Here is a 23,011-nt window from a genome sequence, read left to right on the forward strand (position 1 = left end):
TGATGGAGGGTAAAGAAACCATCTACCAATTGATAAAGCCGGAAACTCAAGCCACCATAACTGCACCTGGTTCAGCATTACTGTACTTAAATACGTCGTCAAAGAACGCTAATCCAGCATGAGTCAGTACCAGATTGCCTTTTGCATTCCTGTAGGCGATCCCACGCTGCTCGAGATTTTTCCTAACTGCAGATGCAAGAGCCTCCCCTTTCATGTTGCTGGCAGACATGACATCTTGTTTGTCTTCTCCCTTCCCGATCTCCTCCATGATCCCATCAGACACACCAGCTTCCCCGTCGCGCAGAATATCAAGCTGGTACCCCTGTTCATGCAGTCCGCGAGCAAGGATCAGCAGCAGAACCTGTATTTTCCTGACCACCTCGCTGTACTCCTCATCGCGCTCGACTGAACGAATGTAGATAAAGCCATTCCGCATCACCAACTCAAACCCGATGTTCAAGTACAAGGGCTTGTAGCTCTGATCGTAGTTATTGAGCATCTCTTCGAAGAGCGGGTTGGGTTTTATTTCACCATTCTCGTAGGTGTCTTTGTTGATCACCTTCCCCGACATCAACTCTTTGTAGATGGCTTGGCTAAGCTGTTGTCTCACTGCCCTGCTCCTCGATCCTCAATTTGTAATAGGTCAACTTCTGCCTGTCGTCCTCAATCACCCCTAACTGGAATCGAGGGGTTAGCACAATGTCCTCTCGGTGCTTTAGCCAAGACACGCCTTCCACTAGGTCAGCAATTTCGTAGTCGCTGATCTGCTGGGCCAGATGTGCGTGAAGCGACGCATGGGCGTCAGGCCCGACCTGAACAGGCCACTCATCTATCAGCCTTCCAATTAGTTTTCGGCGCACGTCTGAAGCACGCCTGGCTTTGAGCACGTCCTCTCCAACCGGCTCAACAGACGTTGTTGTTACTCGGGTATTTTTGAGTGAATCCAGGCTACTTCGCAGATGCTCCTGAAGGTGAAGCCAATGATCTACGTTGTGCCATTCAATCTTGCTATCGGCTCTCTGCCTCTTCATGCCTTTGAAGGTAGAGAAACGCTCCAGTACCTCATGATCTTTAGGGATGAGGTTGCCCCTTAGTTTCCCGTCATGGAGCTCCCGACAGGCAACTAGTAGATCGTTGAAAACACTCTCAACCTGGTCGTACTCACGACGCTGACGTTCATTCTGATGCACGTAGCGCTGCAGAGACTTGCTGATGACTTCCACGTCGTAGCGATAGGAGCGAATGGATGCCACTGCATAGAGAACCTGCTGACCCAATTTTGGCAACTTGGCATCGCGGAACATCTCGGATATCCGCAGCAAGGCAGTGAGTGCCGGCAGGCCTTTCTTCAGAGGTTCCCTCTCGTTGAGGAACTGCAATGTGGGGAGAACATGCCTACCGTAGATTCGGGTGATCGCCTGCAAAGCACCGCGAGCCTGCTTCACCTCGTCGAGGTTCTCAAGGCTCATCACTTCGACGATCTCCGCCAGGCGAAGAGTCTGCCCCTGAAGACTGTCCACGTTCTCCTTGATCTTCCCTTGAGCGTAGCGGATGCGTTCCCGAAGTAGCTTAAGCTCATCCTCGAACGTGTCGTTCCCCTGCTCAATCACTGTCAAATCGCGAAGCTTTTCAAGACTATCATTGAAGCTGTCGCACAGCGCCTCAAGATCGGCGCTACTCAGCTGCCGAAGACGCGATCTATCAAAGTGGCGAAATAACTCGATCAAAAACGGGGCGAAGGCAATGACTCCTCGCTTGGTGTCATGGTGCAATATCAGGCTTGCTCGGACGAGGTTACGCACGTCGAAGGCCGCTTCAATTTTTTGCCGATCGGACTTACTGTCTCCCAGCGAATCAAGTAGCTTCATCACTTTGGACTCGTACAGGCGAGTTGACACTTCTTCGCCAGCCGAGCCTTCATCCATGATGTCGATAAGATCAAGAAAAATGTGCTTATGCTCGATCATGAGCATGACCGTTTTGTCTGCTGCAACGATCATCCGGCAGTGATCTCCGCAACAGCATCGGCGGGATCTTTCTTTGTTCTCAGCGACTCGCTTTCACCTGTGTAGATCACTCGACGTAAGTGGCTGTATGCCCTGTCGGTGGCGAGAAAATGCGAAAGGTCGATGTAGTTTTCGATTACTTTCGCGATAGTAGACGTCGGCTCCGGCGTTGCCCCGAACAGCACGAACCCTTCTGACTCAGCGATGCCACGCGCAGCCTTCAGATTCAAGTGGCTCAGATTCGACAGCTCATCCATTACCAATGGCAAACAGATCTGTGTATTCGCAACCAGCAGCCTACGCAGAAGAATCGATAGCAGGCGGCAGTTAATCATTGCCGTAGTACCGTTGGATTGATCCTCTTCGGTGTACTTGTCATGCCCACGCTTGCGGTACCGATATCCAACACGATCAATCAGTAGGCTCATATCCAGGGTGGTCCCCCGACGGCCACCGTTAACAAAGAACTCGGTACAGAAAGCTCGTAACCGTTCATACAAGCGCTTCTCGTGGAGCCCGGTTGTCATGAGGTTTATGGCGTCAATATCGACCAACAGCTCTTCGAAATGGGGATTCAATACGCAGTAAATCTCGATCGCCTCGAGGTCAGACACACTGAACTCCGAGAGCTGGTCATCTACCTCTTTCTCGAACTCCTTGATCATCCTTCTGGCGTGTTTGATTTCGTCGATTTGAATAGAGGTATTCGAGTTATGCGCGGTGACCTTGGCCTGGTAGGTCTGCTGCTCACCTTCCAAGGTGCCAAACATCGCCGCGAAAGCTCTCCGACAGCTACGCATCCGACTCAAGTCATGGAAAGCATGGTAGCCAAAGTCTCTGCCCTCTTCGCCCAGCAAGTTACGTTTCAGCAGTTCATCCAAGGCCACTTGCAGAGCTTCTCTGCTCTTGGCTACCTCAGAAGCGAACTGGGAAATCTCCTTGATCTGGCTAGGGTGAAAGAAAGTATCGCGAGCTTTCAGCTTCATTTCGCGGATCGAAAGGAATCCTAAAGTGATCTCAGCTACGTTCCGGATATGCTCAAGGTAATTGCGCAGATCTTCGTTTTCCTTCCTGACCCTGGCGAGCACTTCTTTTGCGCGCTCAACCTGTACCGCTAGGTCCTCCAGCTCGCCGGCGGCATCCGCCACACTCTCATGTAGCTTGGCCAACTCTACCGTCTGTTCCCCCACCTCAAGTTCCAATGCTTTCTGCTGCTCGCGCATGTAGCCATGCCGACTGAGTAGTTGAACCTCTTCATCAGTTTCAATCCGCTCGCGGGTCAGCTTCTTGGCTTTATCCTTGGCCTGCTCAGCAGTCAACTTGCTGTCATCGTTTAGGCGCTGAATGAGGTCATCACAGTCCTTGATATCGTCATCCAGTTTGATCAGGTCTTGCTCGTGCTGCTTCCTTGCTCTGGTCGGGTCGAAAGACATGAAACCAAATGAGGTCTCCTGGCTCAGGAAGCTGATGAAAGAACCTCGCTCCTGGAATAGGCAGCCAAACTCTTTGATGGCTTGCTTCTGGTCAGAGTTGAGTCGAGGAGCCAGCTTGGTGAACAGCGTCGAGTTCAAGCTACTCAGCACCGACGCACTGTGACGATCGACCTGCTCGAGAACAGTTTCCACATGTTCATCAAGAATTTTTCGGAGTTGGTCGCGCTGATGGGAAAGACTGTTCTTATTCCTGATCGCCTGGGCTAGTTGCTCAGCGCTCTGAACCTTGTTTGTCAGAGTCTCGATCTCTGCGGTCAACTCTGCGGAGAGATCGGATAAGAGCTCGCGGACCTCACGCTCTGTTGTGCCAGGGTAACGCCGAAGAATCTCGCTGACCTTGAATAGCTGCTTTTGGACACCTTCCAAATCCTTATGCCGGAGACTCAGTGCTCCAGCCAGCTTCAGATACTCAGCCTTGACCAGACCGTGGTGCTGTCTCTTAGCTGAGTGAGCCACATCAAGAGCCTGATATCTCTCAGATGCTGCCTTAACATCATCAAGAATGCTGGACTGCCTTTCAGCCAAGGCATGCTCAACATCGACGATACTCTGAACGATCAGTTCGGATTTCGTCTCAAACAGATGGAACTGGCTATCAAAGCTCTCCCAAGACCTCCGTGCGCTTTCTATGTCCGCCAGGCGATCGCCTTCTTTTTTCAGGTTCTCATAGTCATCGAGGATCTCGCTCAGGCTGACACTCAGCTCTGCATTCTTCCGGTCCTTATCCCCTTCGATGATCGTGGCGATAGTATCCGGCAGAGTGCGGTTGTCCTTCGCCCCAATGTCGAAGGCCAGGTGGATTAGCATCTTCCACGCGTCGATCTCTCGTGCCGTACCGCCATTTCTGAGAGGCAGCAAGCAGAATCGGCCCTCCTCACGATTAAGAGCCTGTTGACCGAAGAGCCGCTGGCGAATGACAGTACCGTCGTTCATTGCCTCTCCTCTACGAGCTCGGAGATCCGAAAGCACACCAGAAAGTGAGATGCCGTCTATCGGAGCCCCCATGCCTCCATTGATGGGCGACTCAAGGTCCCAAAACATGTGCTGGATATCGGCATATATGCAAGGTACTGCCATTCGGCCGTATGAGAATGGTCGATTCCCGCGGTGCAGGACCAGGCAGAACGGGCCGTGCATGTTCTCCGCTTCGAGGATGATAAAGGAGTGGTTTTCCGGGAAGTAGTAGCTAAAGCTAGCCTCAGTCGAGTAGTAGGTCCCGGCCGGTCCCTTGAAGGCGAATTTCTTAGCGCAGCTCTTGAAGTTCTCGTGTGGCAGCAAAAAAAGCTTCAATGCATTCAGCATCGAGGTCTTTCCGAGGTTGTTCTGGCCACACAAAGCGGTGTGCTTGTCCACGCGGATTACGGTGTAGGCATAGGCAGCACTGTTAACAAAAATCAGCCTGTGGAATTTGTATACGTCCTGGAACGCGTAGGAGTCGCTCAACATCATCAGTCCCTTGTCGTTGTCGACATCAAATAGGTTTCCTGCTCTAGCGCTTTTTGGCTGTCTCGCATAAGTCCGATCAGTTCATTGGTTTCCTTGGATAGACCAACAAACTCAAGGAGATCCTGTCTCGTTTGCTCATTTAGTGAGTATTTGGAAGCGCTTAACCGGTCGGCGATATCATCAGGGTACACAAACACTACCCGGTGCCCGTCTGGCAACCCTCTGAGAAGAGTTCGATACATTGTCAGCCCACCTAAGTCGACATCAAAAAGGCAGTACAGCCTCTGGTATTGGCTGAGAAATGGCATGTTCAGTCTGTTGGTGATCTGATTACCGGCGCTGAAAATGACGTCGAAACTTTCACTTTGCTCAGCTACGCCACAGTCGGCCAGGATGTCGACGGTCTGTTTGAGAGCTAGGAAGTTCTCGAGATTTTCCACCAGCAACGCCGCTGGTCGGAGAGTGTTAGGTGCTTCCCATCCATGCTTGCTCAGAAGAACCACGCTTGGATGAGGATGGACCACGCTTCGTGTTATCAAAAGCGAGCCGCTTACTGCTGCTGCGTGGCTACTTCCGTCGAAAGCAGCACCAATACGGCCCGTAATTTCTGATGGAACGTGTTCACGAATCAGCTCCGCAAAGCGATCCTCACGTAAGACAGCCACCTGATAGCTGCTCTTTCCAATTTTCGACGTTGAAAACGTATCGAACAGATAGCCAGCACCCTTGCCATGCTTCTTCAACTCCTTAGCAAAAGCCTCAAAATTGATCGGCTGACCAGAGCTGATTGAGTTCAGATAGGTGTAGATCCTCGACATTGCATCCCTTGCGCTCTGCGAAACAAGTGAAATCATAAGGTTTCTTGGCTATAGCATATATCGCTCGTCGCGGCTAAGCGTTTCAACGTATCCAGTGCAGCCTCTTTGCTTTGTGGGGCCTGACTGGCGATTTCTTCGCCCACGATGCAGAGAAGATGGGCTCCAGGAAGATCCGACTTGATGACTCATAGAAAGCGGTTGGCCACCATGCAGCGCACTCGCCAAGGTGTTCTGCTCTACGAGAGTCCAGGAACGTCCATCAAGAGCCGACGTTTGAATCGCCCCGGATTCTCTAGACACCTTGCAAGCTCATTGCGTAACGCTTTTCAAACTCTACCGGTGACAGCTGATTGTTGAAACCATGCCGGCGTTTTGCGTTGTAGAATATCTCGATGTAATCGAACACATCACTACGAGCATCTTCCCGCGTGGTGTAGATTTTCCGCTTGATCCGTTCCCGCTTTAGAAGCTGGAAAAAGCTCTCGGCTACGGCGTTGTCATGACAGTTGCCTCGGCGACTCATGCTGGCAACTAAACTGTCCTCCTTCAAAAAGCTGCGCCAGTCGGTGCTGCTGTACTGGCTGCCTTGGTCGGAGTGAACCATCACCTCCTGTTTCGGTTTTCGCCTCCAAACCGCCATCAATAATACATCAATGGCCAAATCACTGGTCATCTGTGACTTCATTGACCAGCCAACGACCTGACGAGAAAACAGATCTAGCACCACCGCCAAATACAGCCAGCCTTCATACGTGCGAATGTAGGTGATGTCGGTGACCCAAACTTTGTTGGGTTCTGCGACATCAAACTGGCGCCTCAGTAAATTGGGTGAGGCGACTGTTGGCTTACCTTCGTACTTTCCAGGGCGTCGTCGATACCCTGTCTGAGAGCGCAGACCTTCAAGACGCATCAGACTCGCCACACGATGCCGACCACAATCTTCACCGACCTCACGCAGATCGTCATAAATTTTGCGATAGCCATAAACTCCGCCGCTCGCCAGCCACGAATGCTTGATCAAACCCAGCAATCGCTGGTCGTCTTTAGCACGTGCAGATTGCGGCTCAGACAACCAAGCGTAATAACCACTGGGATGGACTTTCAGCGTCAGGCAAAACTGTTGAATGGAATAGTCGCCCGCGCGCTGCTTGATAAATAGGTCACATCGCCACGGCTCTCAAGCCGCTCGATCGGTCAATCCGTCGCACAACGAATTTTTCAAAGGCTGAAAAATGAATTTTTCTTCAAGCAAAGGAGACGCAGGGCGATATAGCGCTGGTTGAGCTCGCGGCCTCGCCGCTCCATGTCTCACGAATGGAAACATCAGGCTGACCCTATCGCTTTTCAACCCTTTTTCAGGAAGCAGTACGTGACCGAACTGAACCACCCCACGTTTAAACAGGCATTGAAAAAAAACATCAAACGCATCTTGACCTATTGGGCCCAACTCACTGTGATCTTGGGTGGACTTGGTACGCTTTTGGGGTTTTATACGATCTCGACTTACACGACTGCCATTGGCCGTCCTGACTTGATGGCCGCCGCCGTTAACGCGAAATCGGCGCTGGTGCTTTGGCTGGCAATCATCGCTCTAGTGGTGGCCGCCTATTTCTTGATCCTCATGACGACGAGCATTTTGTTTGGGCTTTCCGTGTCGATCTTCAACGACAGCCCTACTCTCCAACCCGAGATTGTGAAGGTGCTTGTCTGGCCAGTACTGCTCGGAATAGCCGCACTAATGGCCGTGATTTTTCAAACACCAGCGCTGAGCGACAATAAAAAACTTGCATGCATAGCGCTGTTTGCCGTTGTAACAACTCTAGCGCTGCACAAGAGCCCGAAATTCAGACTGGCCGTCGATATTTGCGCAACTGCGGCAGCACCTAGAAATGCACAGGGCAAAGCAGCCCGAATCTGGCTTTTGGTAATGCTGGCATTCCTCCTTATAGGCACTGTCGTATCAGCCGTGCTTCCCGTCAGCCTTATCCTGAAAGCCTACTCTGGTGAAGACACGCCAGAAGCGTTAACCAAGCTCATGGTCATATCGATTTTTTCCGCAGGTATGACACTGATCCCTGTGGTGGTTTTCTACGTCAGCAAAGCCGATATCTTTAAACGGATAGCGCAGTGCGCAGCAGCGGCTTTCGTAGCCTTGGTGATCATCATCGGCGTTTCACCTGGAGGCTCTTTGACCATCGTGTACTCCGCAGCGTCCATCATGAAAGTCCGCGACCAAACCGAAGCCAAATTTCTGCTAACTGAAGGTTACGCAAAGGAAGACTTCGATGCAGAGGTATGGGGTTCGGTAGAAACTGCACGCAGTCAGCCATTGATTTCAGCGTTTCCGCTCTTTTCTTTTGGGGATGTGCTGCTGCTTTGCCCGGTTAAGCTGATCAAAACCGAGCTCAAGAATTGGCCAGCAGAATCGGCCTACTGCGTTGTCGCTAAAAACAGCAAGGCGACCCACATGCCACGAAAGTCTGAAGAGACGGCGCAGGCTAAAAAATCGATCGATGCCGAGGCGCAAAAACCTAGCACTTAAGTTTGATCGTCAGGACGGCAACGCCGTGGTTAGTGCTGCTGATGCAGGCAGCGATCACCGCTCTGTTTGATGTAGAACTCGTCCATGGGCGCAATGATTTTAGGATTTCACTGACGATTTCCTCATCGTACCCGATCTATCTACCCCATTCGCCTACGCTCTCAAGGGTGTCGGTGTCTTGGTAGAGGTCCCCACTTTTTAGCTACACACCATGGCTAGATGTCTTGCAGAGCATCGCCTTCGGCATCACCAGAATCAGGGTCGTGGATCAGCTCACGCGCGCAGACGGGCCCGCTCCAGGTGACGTAGCAGCACTGGCAACGGTAGAGGTGCTCGTTGAGAATCAGCGGAATGGGGTTGCGCATGACGTGGGCTCCATGGATAAGGGGCCGCGCGAGGTATTAGTGAGCCAACGTGCATGATCTGAAGCACCGCGCGACCCTCCCTCTCACCAGGCGGCGAGGGGGATACGGGACTTTTCAGTGATACGGTCGCCAGGGCTTGCAAGGATTACCGCAACTTCAACAACACCAAGGACAGCCGCAATGAGCACCCTACCACTGACCGAAGCCATCCTGTTGGAGATTCACCAGAGTCTCGGCTGCCAGGGGTATCCGACCACCAAGAAGAACAAATTCGCGACTGGGCAGGACAGTCTTGCAGCGCACAAGGCCATGGGCGAGGAAATCCTACATGCCATCTTCGATGCCCTAGACATGGATCCGCAGGCGCGTGCGGATGCCATCAACAACCTCATAGAGTTCGGGAATGCCTACAAATCACTCGAATTAAGCACTTGGACCTTCGCCGCCGACCAGCGTCAGATACTCTGGATGCTGTTGGGTTACTTCTACATGCCTGCATTGGCACGTCGGGCGGCCTTCTGGAGCGTCGCCAGCCCTCTGGACAAGGGCATGCCGGGTGGGCGTTTCTGGTATCTGCCCGAGCCTCGCGAGGTGGATGGAAAACCTAGCCTGCATCTGCCGATAGCGCAGGTGGTGAACTGGCTACTGGACCTGTTGGGGATGCCGCTTGAGGAGTTTGTCGATCAGCGAAGTCAATCTGTTGGAGACTTGGATGACACATCCTCGGAAGCCCTGATGCGCTCATTGTACAACTGGCGCAATGAAACCACGCCCGATCCAGGCTCCTTCAAAAAATACTTCCCCAACAAACTGCAGGTGGAGTTCAAGGGCGCTTTCTCACTGGACAGCAGCCACTCGACTGCTGAGCAGTATGCAGACGCCCTGGACTTCGTGGCGCGCAAGAAGCTGACTGCCGACAGACTGCGCCTGGAAATCCCGATGACCCAAGCAGGACGTCTGGAGGCGATTCTGAATGGCAGCGCAGATGAGGATGAACACGCCACCTTCATCGCATGCCTGACCGAGCGTTACGCTGCCCCTTCCCCGCACACCATCCGCCAGCGCCTACTGTTCGCGCGCATGGTGCAGGATGGCTATGGCCGATTGCTCGACTTCCTCTGTCCTGGAGTGGATCGACTGTGTGCAGATACCCAGCAAAACAAGCTGCTGCAACTGTTCGCAATCTATAAACTCACCTACAACCTGACCATCGGTGCTTGGCGCAACTGCCGGGATCAGGGCGAGCTAGCGGAGAACGCCTGGTTCGAGGAGCGCCTACCTTCTGCTGATAAATATAGATTGTTTCTCTCCGTCCTGCCTTCACGCAGGGAAAGCGCAACTCACGAGCTGGCACACTTGCTGACCCGCTACTTCTGCGATGTGCCGACAGGTGCCGGGCTTGAGGATCACGTGAGGTTCGATGCGCAATCAGCGATGCCAATCATAAAGCGGAATGCAGAGTGGGCATCAACCATTGCCGAAGAGTTGAACGCTGAATTGCATCTGGTCGCGCGCATGAAGAGCTCTTCCTCCTGGCGAGTCCTGCAAAGTGAAAACCGTTACTGGGTGATCAGCCAAGTAGCTCAACATGCTGACCTCAGCCCTCGCACCAAGGAAGCCAGTATCCAACGCTTGCGCGAGCTGGCAGCAACGTCGACTCAAACTGTCCAGACAATTCTTTTCGAACTCGATGGTTATCTGAACGGTGAGCGCAAGCAACAGCCGAAAGACACACGTGCTCGGGTCCAGGGATTACTCGACGAGGCCGAGGCCAGCGAGGGATACGGACTGTGGAAGGCCGCCATCCTACAATATAAGGCGAAGCATCTGCTGGCCTGCAACGACTTCAAGGGCGCGGGAAAATACTTCAGAGACGCTCTGGAGGCTGGACTTGAGCGCAACTGCGGGCCACTGCGCGGAGAAATCGCACGGGATTGTCTCGCTGTGGAGGTGGCCAACCAGAAACTGATCGAAAACAACCACGAAAAGTACTACCGGGAGATGTTGGCCGGCGGGATGGCCGAGGGCAGCGATATTCCTGGCATCGAAGATACGGCACGCTGGGCAGCCGATTACTTCTGGAAGACTCTGTACAAGCCTTATCCGGGAACAGAGCGTGTAGCACCGTTGGCGCGTGAGAAGGTCGAGGATTCACTGAAGTTTCTGATGGCCAGCGACCACGAAGGGCTACTTTGCTGGATGGAGCGCAATCGCAACAAACTCAACTCCCAGTTGCCTATAGTAACAGGCGACTCACTGCTGATGCACTGGATCAAGGGGCACAACCATTTTCTGCAACAACTTCTCCTGATGCGGCAGATGGCACCGACCGAACTGCAGGGCGAGATGCACCGCTTAGAAATCATGCTGGGGCATTGGCACCAGGCGATCGGCCTGCTGGCGCAGAAGGCGCCGAAACAGCTGAACATCGCCGACTTCAAGAGCCAAACACCGCTTATGCTGATGGCCGAGGCCGGGGATACCGAGTTGATCAGAATCATGCTGCAGGCCGGCGCCGATTCGGAAATGCGTGACTGGCAAGGAATGACCGCCCTGCACTCAGCAATCAAATCACGCATGGATAGCTGCGTGGACGCATTGCTCGACCATCCATGCAGCCTAGACAACCTTACCAACGACGGGCAGTCCCCACTACACACGGCGAGCTGGACTGCCAATTCACACGCCGTCAAGCGCCTGCTGCAGTTGGCTCCCCAGCTTGCCTGGCAGCGTAACTCACAAAGGATGACTCCTTTAGAGCGGGTTGAATACTTGATCGAAAAACCGAAAGCCTTGCAGGAGCTGGCCGAGAAACTCGCTCAGAACGGCAGACGCTGCGCTTCAAAGCAAGAACTGATGAACATCGCTCATATGCTTGAACAAGCAACGCCTGCCCCCACAGCCTGAAGGTCTGGCCGGACGCATTGACGTGCTGCTTGTGCCTTCCGGTACGAACTAAGGCCTTGGTATCAGTTGAAAATTCCACCCAGAGCCAGTCGTTTTGTAGGGGTAAAAACACTTAAAAATAAAAAAGGGTCGCGAGATAAAATCTCGCAACCCTTTGAATTATATGGTCGGGACGGAGTGATTCGAACACTCGACCCCTAGCACCCTATCTCCTTTTTCATACTTCTTGAAAGATCCCAAAATTTTACTCTGGATTTCTCTAAGCTAGTATTTACTTGAGCTCCAGCGGTGTTCTGCTCTACGAGAGTCCAGTAACGTCCATCAAGAGCCGACGTTTTTGTAGGGGTAAAAGTAGGGGGAGTCCGTTTCATGGCCAAAATCACCATCAAAGAACTCGAGTCGCTGACCGCCAACGATGCCGGCCGAATCCTCAGGGAGGATGGCAATCTGGCCGGTCGAATCTCTGCCCGAAAGGACGGTGTGTCGGTCAGCTTTTTCTATCGGTATCGGTGGGGCGACCAAAACAAAGAGTACTCCTGCGGCTCCTGGCCGCGCAAATCCCTGACGGACATCCGCAAGGCACGCAACCAGGCCCGTGCACTTATCGATGAGCAGATCAATCCCAACGAGCCAAAAAAGACCGCCAAGGCCCAGGCGCACGCCGCAGCAAATGTAGAGGCGGAGCAGGAAAAGACGACGAAGGTCCAAATGCTGACCGTCCAAGATCTGGCCAAGGCCTGGCTGTTGGATGGCGTTGCACGAAAAGACGGCAATGCGGAATTGCAGCGCCGTTTTAACAAGGACCTTTACCCGGCACTCGGTAAGACGTCGGTGAGCAGTGTGTCTGAGCACGATATTCGGGCGCTGATCCGGGTGGTTGTTAGTCGCGGTGCTCACCGACAAGCCATCAGTTTCTTCGCCGATCTCTCCCAGATGTTCGGCTGGGCAAAAAAGCGTCAACCCTGGCGGGCCTTATTGGTCGAAGGGGATCCGACGGAGCTGGTCGACATCACCCCCCTGATCCCTGCCGACTACGAGGCAGAAAGAAGTCGGATCCTTTCACCGGCAGAACTGTTGGAACTGCATAACCGCTTCCAGCAAATGACCGTCGATTACAGCGCCCTCCCCGCGGGTCAAAGGTACGAGGGCATTCGACCGTTAAAGAAGGAAACCCAGCTCGCGCTCTGGATCAGCCTAGGAACCTTGTGCCGGATTGGCGAGTTGCTGCAGGCCGAATGGAAAAATGTCGATCTGGTCCAGCAAACCTGGCTCCTCCCCAGTGAAAACGTCAAAGGCACTCGGGGCAAGAAACAGGACCACCATGTCTTCCTCTCCCCCTTCACCCTGCATTTCTTTCAGGAACTCAAGTCCCTGACGGGAGACTCTCAGTGGTGCTTTCCGAACAAACAGGATGATCAGCATGTTGACCTGAAAGTGGTGAGCAAGCAGGTGGGTGACCGCCAGGCCCGATTCAAAAACCGCAAGGCACTCTCGAGACGGTGTCACGACGATACCCTGGTCCTTGCCGACGGCCAGAACGGCGATTGGACGCCGCATGACCTACGCCGCACGGGCGCAACCATGATGCAGGCCTTGGGTGTCAGCCTGGATGTCATCGATCGCTGCCAAAATCATGTACTGGCCGGCTCTCGGGTGAGACGCCACTACCTGCATCACGATTATGCCGAAGAGAAGAAACGCGCCTGGAATCTGTTGGGCGAACAACTCAGTGCCGTTTTGTCCTCAACCTACGAACATCCATCAACCGAGTCGATGATGTCTTTTCCAGCGTATACCGCGACTGGTTCCCTACCGCCTTCATAAGTCGGCGTCTTTAGTGCTGAGCCCTCATAGTTTCGTGGACATTACCGAGCGCTTTCTTCAGATCGATCCCGGCCTGTTGACGCCGATGCCGAATCGACCCACGTGCCGATGTAAGACGAACCCACCTCAAAATCAGCACTAATCTAGAACAGGCAAAGGTGCGAGGAATTAGGTTGGGTCAGTGAATCTCGGCAACCAAACCAAATTGGCGTCGGCCCCCACAATCTACCCACCGAAGGTCAATCCAAGCGACACTCTTTGACTCACCCACTCGGCAACCTAGCGCTATTGCTCACTGCAAGATAACGCTATGCCAGTCTCTCCGCGTCCGTTCACCCTCGTCTGTGCTTGCTGCTCTTGGAAGGAAAACTATCCTGCCTCATAGCCATTTGGCAGCGCTCAGCCGAGACACATGCATCAGTTGCCCCGAGTGCCGCGCCCATTCGCTTGAGCGCCGAGAGGAGAGCCGTCATGAAACTCTCAGAACCCGCCTCGATGAGTTTCTCATCATCAACAGGTGACGCTTGAATGTCGCGACACTGGTTGTCGCTCCATCTTGGAAATGAGCAAAAAAGCCTAGGATCCACAGTTTGCCAAACGAACACAGAACAAACTGCCGCCCTTGCAATCCTGCCTTGTCACTGAGGGAGCAACCCTGAAAGCTCGGTACTCATTTCAATTCGCCGCTTCCTGCATTGGCTAGACGATCCAGACTCGACTTACCTGCAGACAATGTGTTCACTAGGCGTGCCGGGGCCTATTCGTTCGTAGGACGTAAGTTGGCCATCCTTTTCTATCTCGAACGATACGGCACCCTGGTCCGGGGGCAAAACAGTCGTAACTGTCCTGTAGCCTAGGATGAACCCTGCAGTAGAGGCTGAAGTATCCAGGCTAACACCCGCCGTAGTGACCGTCCTCACTAACGAACAACGGCCAGCCTTTTCGGTGATCGACAGAAGCCCAATCCTCCGAGTGTCACCGTCGGCATCTATATAGGTGATAGCGCACCCACTCATGAACAGCGCAATACAGAAAAGTAATGGCAAAAGCTTCAATCCTGGCATCCTTGCTGCTGGATGTTGCCAACGACCTTGTTCGCGTACTTCTGAGCCATATTCACGGATGCTTTCCCGGTCGCGAAGGTGTACACACTCCGCGTTCCACCAATTTCAGTCGGCTCTGCCTTATTGGTGTGAGCTGTCTCTAAGGTGCTGATCGATACGGAGCCATAAGCACTGCCAATGTGCTCATTCTTAACAGGCATTCGAATGCCCACAATTCGGCGATACCCAAACGAAATGCCGGGGCCGACGGCATCCCCCACACTGACTTCAAGAAGAGACCAAGAAGTGTCAGCCACAAATATTAGGGGCCCTGGTTCCTTCTGGGGGGCGTTCTTGATATCGGCAACGAGATCGCTAACCTTGCTATTTCCGCTAGCGCACACCGCCGCTTCGCCGGTGGCGACTGTTTCTACCAGAACAAGGTTGCGGAGCGCGAGATCGACATCTGTAGTGCCTAACACGTCATACGCATCGCCTTTCGCATTTGTCGGTGCAACTGTCAGCGCGACGTTTCTGAATCCAATGCCACCACCCATACTGCTGTGCGATGCGTCGATGCCGACGCGCGTGTACGTTCCAACATACAGCGTGTCGGGAGTCGAACACCCAGACAATGAAAAAATAGCCGCCATCAATGTAAGATTTCTGATCATCCGCGTTTCCCCTAGCGGCTAGTTATACGTACGTCGAAAGGAGTATAGAGAGCACTTTTCAACCCTGCTGGTTGACAGCTTCCCAGCGAGCTTTAAATTGAGTTCGAAATTTTTACCTACTCCATCCTACCCACCAACGATTGGGAAAAGTTGTGCTTAAATGGAGTGGAGTCGTCTGAAGTTGTCGTTCAAATCTCAAGAGCCGTGGGAGTAAAGCGATGCCAACTTATTTCGTGGCGTGTAAAGAAGCCGTACTCAATCGAGGGCCGGCCCCGGAGCCATTTTTGTTGGAAATCGTTGCTTGGGCGAAGGGGGCCCCAGATGAAATCTTTTTGCCAAACCAGCGGACCGATATTTACTCCAGCGTCCTTGCCGAGCTTGGACCTTGGGATGGGCTCCTGCATCGCAAAGCAGTAATGCTTGAAGTTCTTCGTGTTTTAGGCGGGTTTGAAAGCTCTTGGAAATGGGACGAGGGGCGGGATACTACCAATTCGAAATCCAACACTCCTTGCACGGAAGAAGCAGGAATTTTTCAATGTTCAGGGGACTCGATGCAATTCGATCCCTCGTTGAAGAAATTGCTCCTGCAGACGGCCGGCAAGACCGACTGCGAAACGTTCAGAACAGAATCTAAATCCAATCACGCATTCGCCATCGAATATTGCGCCAGATTGCTCAGATTCACAGTAAACCACCACGGCCCTATAAGGGATGCAGATATCCATCCGTGGCTCCGTAGAGATGCAGTCGCCGAATTTGAAGTTTGTCTCCAAGATCAATAATGGATGTGGTTGGGCTCACCTGCTAGGAGACCATAGATATGTGACGGAATTTGCAGTGGCGATCACTAATCGTTGCCTCATCAATCTCCCTTGGGCGTGGTTATGAATTCTGCTTTGCACACGTTTGGCTATCTAATTATTCTACTCTTTCTCCTCGTAATACCCGACACTTCCTGAGCGCTCAAAATTAAATCTTGTCTACGGGTATTGATCTATAGCCCTGGAGTTCTTTCCGCTTAAAAATTAAATGCAGTTAATCCATGCACCCTTGGCCCCGAAGCCTACTCACTTGCGCTGTTCCAAATAGTGATAAAAGCGACCAACCTCAGGACGCTAAACATTTAAAACACTTGAGCCTAGATCTTGAACCAACCCACGGCACGCTGGTGATCATTCCATCGCCCTCCTCCCGATACAAAACCTGTAGCCACAGTACACCCCATACAGGGAGACAGAATGGCGTCTCCTGCCTGGCGAGCAACCTGTGCGACTCAGCATGTGGTTGAGAAGATCAATTCCCATCCGATGAAGACGCAGCGCGAGGCATGGGTGCAATGGGAAGACAAGTATGGGTCTCGGCCCGTGGGTGCGCCTCAAGAAGATCATGCAGTGCTCATCGAGCTCCTGGCAGACCTGACACCCGATCAGCAACGGCACCTGCGCAAGGTCCCCCGTGGCCTTAGGCTTTCCATGTCGACGCTATTAAGCCGTGGAGTGCCGATGCTTATTCATGTCCAGGACGAGGTCCCCGAAGCACTCCCATTCGCGATTGCTGTTCAGGAGCGCTAGGACTACTGGATCGGGTGCTGCGCCACTATGGCCGAAGCGAAAGATTTGGCGGGCCGACTGGGTTTGAAGGTTGCGAACCCTTAGGTTCCACCAACTCAAGGGGTCACCGCCGGCCCCCGGGGTTGAATCACTCGGCAAAGTTTGGCCCGAACTCCCCTTCCTTGAAGCCGACGGTTTGCAGGTTTTGCATGGCCATTTCGGCCTCAGCGCCAATCGCCGGCACTATGAGTGGGAATAGACCCTTTTTGGCATAGTCCCGAGCCTTTGCATCAGCTTCGGCTAATTCCGATTTCGCACGTTTTCTAAAATTCGGCTCGTCCGCAAATATGGTGTCAATCGTGGCGCCTTTGAAGAAGCGCTCGACACGAATCGCGCTGTAGGAAGTAAACCACTCACTCGGCGCATACAGCCTGCTCACAGAGAACGTTCCCCGCTTGCTGCTTTTGATTACGCCGCAATCTTCTTTGAACTCATGCTTGACGGCCGGGCAGTTTCCAAAAAATGCGTCCCTGAATCCGAAACCGTTTGTCCCGACGCCCTGTGCTGAGAAATACCGAAACCCGCTCGCGTCCTTACTATCAGGCACTGCCTTCCCTGAAGAGCCCAGGTAATTGTAGAACACCACTGCATGACCAGAACCACTAACCCGGTTCAAGTAGATGAAGTCGCCAGGCTTGGCCGTGTCAAAGGTCACGTAACGACCGATCCCAAAAAGTACAAAGGCATCACCCACGCCGGCGGAAAATTTTCTACCGTACTCGGGGAAGTTGGCTGTCGATCCGTACTGAAACACGTAAGGGAGGATGTTCAGCGCGCCCTTACCATCAATGGCACTGCCAGGCAGCAATTTCGAGCTAACGGGGTTGCCCTCAACATCCTTAGCTGTTTGCAGTGTTCTGATGATCGTTTCGAAAACGGCTGCTACACACATAGTTTTTGAACCTTTGGTCGCGCGAAAAACGTGATCGCCGTATATCAAGTTCTCGCTGTATCGAGCCCCCAGGTCGTAGCCCAGGCCCGACTTGTTTTTTGCAAGCCAGCTGACGGTTTCCAGGATCTCCTTGTTAAGGTCCTGTTCAGCGAAAACAGGAGTCGACAAGAGACCGATAGTCAGGAGAAGTACTGGGGCTGATTGATGTCGCATGATTCACCTCTGGTGGCTAGCGGCTTGGTGGCGGTACTGGGATGTCGTCGAAGATGCTTGGAGGAGGTGGAGGTATTGCTATGTAGTCGTCATCACTTGGTGGTGGTGGCGGCGGAGGCTGCGGTGGGGGCATTTCGCTTTCGCTGTAGTTGGCAGGCATCATCAGGCCTTCCTTTTCCTTAGCGCGATAGTACCAGCGATCGTCAGTTGCATTGTTCAACAGGGTCAGGCTTTCAGCCGTCACGCACACATGCTGGGGGTTAAAAACTGAAAGCATGATGTCCTCGGTAGGCAGACCAATCTGATTGGGATGAGGAATCCCAAACCAATGTCCCACCTCATGTAGGACCACCCGGTCAATGGGGCTCACTGTTTCAACCGATTTGTCGCCCAAGTTGATGGTCCCTGTCGGCGTAGGAATTGAAAACACGTACTTAAATACAGTGATCTGTACCTCCCCTCCCGGAAGGCCACAAGCGATAGCGCCCACACCGCAATCAGTCCACCCCCCCTTGACGGTAAGTACTGGTCGGAGGTCCATCGTTGGCGCAGTGGCTCCTGCACATAGGAAGCCCTGAGCGCTGACTGCCCAATCTGGGCTTTCCGCTCTAGGGATGGCGCAGAGTGTGTCGATGAGAGCTTTATCCTGGTCAATCTGTTCGTATCCAACGATGCTGCGCTTATCCACGAGTAAGCCGGGTGCGGTGAAGTACCGGCCCACTTCACCAATCGCAGGTTTTGCGAGATCCAACTCCCGTGTTGCCTCCGGCTTCAGCTCCAAGGTTCGCAACCGGTCAACTGCCCGCATGTCCAGCCAAACATTGCTCCCTAGGCGTATCACGGCCAGGGCGCTCTCAGTGCAGCGTAAGCAACCTGATCGCCAAATCGCGACTGCTTTGGCGAACGCCAGCCCCAATCCTTCTCGGCAGTTGTCGGCACAGGTGTTGGTCTCATCGTTTACGGTGATGTCCAGGGCGGCCTGTCGGGCAGCCGCAACAGTATGCTGCTTCGAAATTTCGGCACTTTCACCGAAACTTACCCGCCCCCAGTTGAATGCATCCAGCGGCCACTCCTGGCCCGGAGGGGCGTTTTTTACAGGTGCGCGCTTTGTAGGCTCACCATGCTCACAGTACTGCTTGAGGTCAGCTTCAATGCGGCCTATAGATGGCTGCAGAGCCTGCCTAGATATTTTCCAGGTGACCCATCCCCGGGGAGCCACATCAACAGTTCCAGTCAGCGACTCGCCACCTTCAAGCTTGGCCACAAGGACCTGCTTCCCGGGAGAAAGCAGGATCGAGTCGATAGACGCGCCCACCGACAATTGCTCGGTAGCAGTTTGAATGAAGATATTGACATCGCGGGCTGCCTCAGGAACTTCAACGAGGCCTATTGAGTTGTCTCTTGAGCTTGGCCAGCCCGCGTCCGACATGCTCTTCCCGACCCGGGTGGCTAATCGCGAGGCGACGGTTTCGATCGAGCTTGGGCGGTTCAAAGCTGCCTTGAGGTATTCGCCCACAATTGATTGCAGAGTGTCCGGGTCGAAAATTGTTTGCTCGCAGGGAGCTTGCTCTTCAAGGCAGAAGTTATCGACAAAGAGCGAAGCATCAGAAGCAATCTCGGCAGTGATTCGGGGGTCGATGCCAAGTTTCAGGGGGGCCGCGGCCGAGCTAACAGCCTTGGTGACTTCATCCTGAATTTCGCCGTGCTTAATCAAAGGCGCAGCCCCGGCGCTGTGGCCGGCAGCGAACAGGCCGAGCAGCATGACAAAGCCAATGCCCAGGCGCGCTGGTCGGACCGCTTTCTCAATCTGGTACTTGATCATTGCGAGCAGCGAGCACGCCTTCATGAATTGCACCTACACCCGGATTTCGACTCAAGAGCGAAAGGCTGGTGCAGGACTACGTATAGCACCGTCAGAGAGCTGAGTAGACGATAGCTGGCGCTCGTGCATGTATCAAATGGGAGGTGTTTAGGCGGTTGAATGAGCGTGAAGGGTCTTTTTCCGCCTTACCGAGTCTGAGGCACGAAAAGCGCAAAGTGATAGTGAGCAGGGCTGATCCGCCCCATTGGACCAAACCCGCTGATGAAGCCAGCGTTTCGGTGCGCGCGCCAATGCCGATCGTGTGGCCGGCAGCAATGATGGCTGGATCGGTAAAGCCGTTTGATCGTCTCTTTGGCGATGGCTTCGGCTTCAGCCTGATTGTAACGTCCCTTGTCCTTCGCGTAGTCACCTTGGACGCGATGCCATTCAACCGCACTGCACGGGTTTCAGCCGCAGGGAAGGTGATCAGGTTACTGTCGTAGTAACGATGGTTGGAAAACGCAATCAGTCTTTCATGGCGGCTGCGATAGTGCCATCCGAGACTGTAGTTTGGAACGCCGGCACCCAAGCATTCGTCAAGAATACTTTCCATGTCTTCAGCAGTGTCATCGTCAGAGACATTCGCTCCGCGGTTGAAGAAATTGGTAGGAGGCATCTGCCGCGGATCACCAGCTATCACAACCTGCTTACCCCGTGCGATGGAGCCAATGGCGTCCCACGGTGCAATTTGTGAGGCTTCGTCGAAAATCACCAGATCAAATGGCAACTGATCCGCTGGCAGAAATTGTGCGATCGACAGTGGGCTCATGAGCATGCACGGCGCCAATCAATTCAGTGCATAACCCAATTCAATCGTGAGCTGACGGACCGGTTTGTGCCGCCGGGATTTCTGCAGTTCGTGTTTGAGGATCGCGAAACCACTGCTTTTGGAAACTTCGTTCTTCGAGGGAATCAGACTGCACAATTTTGCTCGAATGTAGCGGACCGTGAGCCTCGCAAGTTCATCATCGAGCTTACTGAAAGCCACGATATCACTCATGTGCTCGGCCGCTACAAATCGAGAAGCGTCAGGTTGAAACGAGGCTCTTCGTCGAGCATGCTAAGGGTAACCCCTGACAACGCACTTTTACGCTCAAGCTTGACCGGCAACAGGATCAGCGGTGAAGGCCCCATCACCGAACTGCGACTGCGCGAAAACAAAATGTGGATCATCGACGCCACCCCAGCAAAAAAAGGCGACGACGAAGCGGCGTTTATCGAAATGATCAAGGGCTTTTAATGAACAACATGGCGCCCCTGATGTGCGAGCAAATCAGCACAGCCATGATCAACGTCTGCCAGGCCTTCCGCGCCACAGCGGCACGCAATACCCACGGCACGCTCATCGGCGTCGACATGCAAGGCCTGGCCGGAGACTCGGTCGCGGGCGAGCTCTTCCAGCACTACGGCTTCACCTCCGCCCCTTGCCCGGTGCTGAATACGCCATCCCGGTCGGAGGCAACAGCAAACACACCGTAGTCGTTGCCAGCGAGGACGGCCGCTATCGCGTCACCCTGCAGGACGAGGAAGTATCGCTCTACACCGACGAAGGCGATTACGTCCATATGACGCGCGGACGAGTGATTGAGATAATGACCGACACCCTCATAGTCAAGGCCAATAGCAAGGTGCGGATTCCACGCGCACTTGGACACTCATTCCACGAGCACTTGGACAGTGACTTCCCACTGATCCACCCCATGCTCAGGCAGGCAGCGACGCAGGATTATTCACTACCATCGACCTCTTTTTTCGAAGCGAAGAGGTCGTCGTGGAGCGTTTATCCATGCGTAAAATCCGAGAGGTACTACGCCTAAAGTTCGACGCCGGCCTGTCCGTGCGTAAGATTGCCATTAGCCTTCGCATCAGCAGCGGTAGTGCCGGCAATTACCTGCACCGCTTCAACGCTTGCGGGCTGACGTGGCCGACGACGTTGTCGGACGCTGAACTGGAGCGATGCCTGTTTCCACCAGCACCGACAGTCCCCAGTGATCAACGTCCGATGCCTGACTGGGCATGGGCCCACGCTGAACTACGCCGCCCCGGCGTAACTCTGGCCCTGCTTTGGCAGGAATACCGGCTCAGCCAACCGCAAGGTTTCCAATACAGCTGGTTCTGCGAGCACTACCGCCTCTGGGCTGCCAAGATCGATGTGGTCATGCGTCAGGAGCACCGAGCCGGCGAAAAGCTGTTTGTCGACTACGCAGGCCAGACCGCGCCGATCATCGACCGGCAGACCGGTGAAATCTGTCAGGCCCAGATCTTCGTTGCCGTGCTGGGCGCGTCCAGCTACACCTTTGCCGAGGCGACCTGGTCGCAGCAACTGCCTGACTGGCTCGGCTCGCATGCTCGGTGCTTCGCTTTTCTCGGTGGGACACCGGAGATCCTGGTGCCGGACAACCTGCGCAGCGGCGTCACCAAGGCGCATCGCTATGAACCGGACATCAACCCCAGCTACCGTGATCTGGCTGAGCATTACGGGGTCGCCGTGTTGCCAGCTCGCGCCCGAAAACCCAAGGATAAAGCCAAGGTCGAAGTCGGCGCGCAGGTGGTCGAGCGCTGGATCCTCGCGGCGCTGCGCAACCGCCAGTTTTTCTCGTTGGGCGAACTCAATGCGGCTATCGGCGTGCTGCTCGAACGCCTCAATCAGCGACCCTTCAAAAAGCTGCCTGGCTCGCGTCGCTCGGCCTTCGAGGCCATCGACCAACCCGCGCTGCAAGCGCTGCCGGAACATCCTTACGTCTACGCCGAATGGAAAAAAGTACGGGTGCATATCGACTACCACGTCGAAGTCGACGGCCACTACTACTCGGTGCCGTACCAACTGGTGAAGCACCAACTGGAAGTGCGCCTCACCGCGCAGACGGTGGAGTGCTTCCACGCCAACCAGCGTGTGGCCAGCCACCTGCGCTCGCCACACAAAGGCCGTCACACTACCCAGACCGAGCACATGCCCAAAAGCCACCGCGAACACGCTGAGTGGACGCCGCAACGGCTGATCCGCTGGGCAGAGCAGACCGGGCCGAACACTGCCGGCGTCATCGCCTACATCCTCGAACGCCGAATCCATCCGCAGCACGGCTTTCGCGCCTGCCTGGGCATCCTGCGGCTGGGCAAGCACCACGGCGAAGAGCGGCTGGAAGCCGCTTGCCAGCGCGCCTTGGCGCTGGGCGCATGCAGCTACAAGAGCCTCGAATCGATCCTTCGCCAAGGCCTGGAACGCCTACCGCTGGGCCAACAAAGCCTGCCGCTGCTGCCTGACGAACACATCAACCTGCGTGGCCCCGGCTACTACCACTGACCTAAAAAAGGAGCAC

15 protein-coding genes and 2 pseudogenes are annotated in these 23,011 nt (G+C 54.1%); 6 read left to right on the forward strand and 11 right to left on the reverse strand.

Translation table 11 applies throughout. From position 1 onward, the window contains the following. Positions 1-46: 46 nt before the first annotated feature. From ACF0H7_RS20280 to ACF0H7_RS20300, 5 genes and pseudogenes are all read right to left on the reverse strand, one after another. A complete protein-coding gene (locus tag ACF0H7_RS20280; protein ID WP_024678242.1) occupies positions 47-610 on the reverse strand; it encodes a condensin complex protein MksE in 564 nt (187 codons plus the stop codon). Further along, on the reverse strand, positions 594-2,000 hold the full coding sequence (locus ACF0H7_RS20285; RefSeq protein ID WP_397448661.1) for a hypothetical protein: 1,407 nt from the start codon (positions 1,998-2,000) through the stop codon (positions 594-596). The genes ACF0H7_RS20280 and ACF0H7_RS20285 overlap by 17 nt, the downstream gene beginning before the upstream one ends. Next, on the reverse strand, positions 1,997-4,948 hold the full coding sequence (locus tag ACF0H7_RS20290) for a hypothetical protein (RefSeq protein WP_397448662.1): 2,952 nt from the start codon (positions 4,946-4,948) through the stop codon (positions 1,997-1,999). Before ACF0H7_RS20290 ends, ACF0H7_RS20285 begins: the two co-directional genes overlap by 4 nt. Continuing rightward, on the reverse strand, positions 4,948-5,799 hold the full coding sequence (locus ACF0H7_RS20295; RefSeq protein WP_397448663.1) for a hypothetical protein: 852 nt from the start codon (positions 5,797-5,799) through the stop codon (positions 4,948-4,950). The genes ACF0H7_RS20290 and ACF0H7_RS20295 overlap by 1 nt, the downstream gene beginning before the upstream one ends. 256 nt (positions 5,800-6,055) lie before the next feature. After that, a pseudogene (locus ACF0H7_RS20300) lies at positions 6,056-6,919 on the reverse strand (IS3 family transposase); the annotation flags it as partial. Positions 6,920-7,132: 213 nt separating this feature from the next. Here ACF0H7_RS20300 and ACF0H7_RS20305 point away from each other — a divergent pair. Next, positions 7,133-8,305, forward strand: a complete 1,173-nt coding sequence (locus tag ACF0H7_RS20305; protein WP_397448664.1) for a hypothetical protein — start codon at positions 7,133-7,135, stop codon at positions 8,303-8,305. A 215-nt stretch (positions 8,306-8,520) separates the two neighbouring features. Here the strand turns inward: ACF0H7_RS20305 and ACF0H7_RS20310 are convergent, their stop codons facing one another. After that, positions 8,521-8,670 (reverse strand): hypothetical protein, encoded by a 150-nt coding sequence (locus ACF0H7_RS20310; RefSeq protein WP_397448665.1) that lies wholly within the window; start codon positions 8,668-8,670, stop codon positions 8,521-8,523. Positions 8,671-8,850: 180 nt separating this feature from the next. On the opposite strand from ACF0H7_RS20310, the gene ACF0H7_RS20315 reads away from it, so the two are divergent. Both ACF0H7_RS20315 and ACF0H7_RS20320 read left to right on the forward strand, forming a co-directional pair. Further along, on the forward strand, positions 8,851-11,577 hold the full coding sequence (locus tag ACF0H7_RS20315; RefSeq protein WP_397448666.1) for an ankyrin repeat domain-containing protein: 2,727 nt from the start codon (positions 8,851-8,853) through the stop codon (positions 11,575-11,577). A 369-nt stretch (positions 11,578-11,946) separates the two neighbouring features. After that, a complete protein-coding gene (locus ACF0H7_RS20320; RefSeq protein WP_397448667.1) occupies positions 11,947-13,401 on the forward strand; it encodes a tyrosine-type recombinase/integrase in 1,455 nt (484 codons plus the stop codon). Positions 13,402-14,452: 1,051 nt separating this feature from the next. Here the strand turns inward: ACF0H7_RS20320 and ACF0H7_RS20325 are convergent. Next, positions 14,453-15,118 (reverse strand): hypothetical protein, encoded by a 666-nt coding sequence (locus ACF0H7_RS20325; protein WP_397448668.1) that lies wholly within the window; start codon positions 15,116-15,118, stop codon positions 14,453-14,455. A gap of 218 nt (positions 15,119-15,336) precedes the next feature. On the opposite strand from ACF0H7_RS20325, the gene ACF0H7_RS20330 reads away from it, so the two are divergent. Continuing rightward, on the forward strand, positions 15,337-15,900 hold the full coding sequence (locus ACF0H7_RS20330; RefSeq protein WP_397448669.1) for a hypothetical protein: 564 nt from the start codon (positions 15,337-15,339) through the stop codon (positions 15,898-15,900). A gap of 916 nt (positions 15,901-16,816) precedes the next feature. On the opposite strand, the gene ACF0H7_RS20335 is transcribed toward ACF0H7_RS20330, so the two are convergent. The 4 genes and pseudogenes from ACF0H7_RS20335 to ACF0H7_RS20350 form a co-directional block, all read right to left on the reverse strand. Then, a complete protein-coding gene (locus ACF0H7_RS20335; protein ID WP_397448670.1) occupies positions 16,817-17,833 on the reverse strand; it encodes a hypothetical protein in 1,017 nt (338 codons plus the stop codon). A 16-nt stretch (positions 17,834-17,849) separates the two neighbouring features. Beyond that, the gene (locus ACF0H7_RS20340) at positions 17,850-19,679 is read right to left on the reverse strand and encodes a hypothetical protein (protein ID WP_397448671.1); all 1,830 of its coding nucleotides are present in this window, start codon (positions 19,677-19,679) and stop codon (positions 17,850-17,852) included. Between the two features lie 265 nt (positions 19,680-19,944). Then, a pseudogene (locus tag ACF0H7_RS20345) lies at positions 19,945-20,718 on the reverse strand (DEAD/DEAH box helicase); the annotation flags it as partial. After that, entirely contained in the window at positions 20,706-20,867 is a 162-nt protein-coding gene (locus tag ACF0H7_RS20350) for a DUF4011 domain-containing protein (protein ID WP_397448672.1), read from the reverse strand. The gene ACF0H7_RS20350 and the pseudogene ACF0H7_RS20345, both read right to left, overlap by 13 nt. A 66-nt stretch (positions 20,868-20,933) precedes the next feature. Between ACF0H7_RS20350 and ACF0H7_RS20355 the strand changes: the two genes are divergently transcribed. After that, entirely contained in the window at positions 20,934-21,173 is a 240-nt protein-coding gene (locus ACF0H7_RS20355; RefSeq protein WP_397448673.1) for a hypothetical protein, read from the forward strand. A gap of 307 nt (positions 21,174-21,480) precedes the next feature. Further along, the gene (gene istA / locus ACF0H7_RS20360) at positions 21,481-22,995 is read left to right on the forward strand and encodes an IS21 family transposase (protein ID WP_397448674.1); all 1,515 of its coding nucleotides are present in this window, start codon (positions 21,481-21,483) and stop codon (positions 22,993-22,995) included. The last annotated feature ends 16 nt before the right edge of the window (positions 22,996-23,011 follow it).

Origin of the sequence: Pseudomonas sp. NA-150 (genome assembly GCF_044336365.1) — a bacterium.
GTDB lineage: Bacteria > Pseudomonadota > Gammaproteobacteria > Pseudomonadales > Pseudomonadaceae > Aquipseudomonas.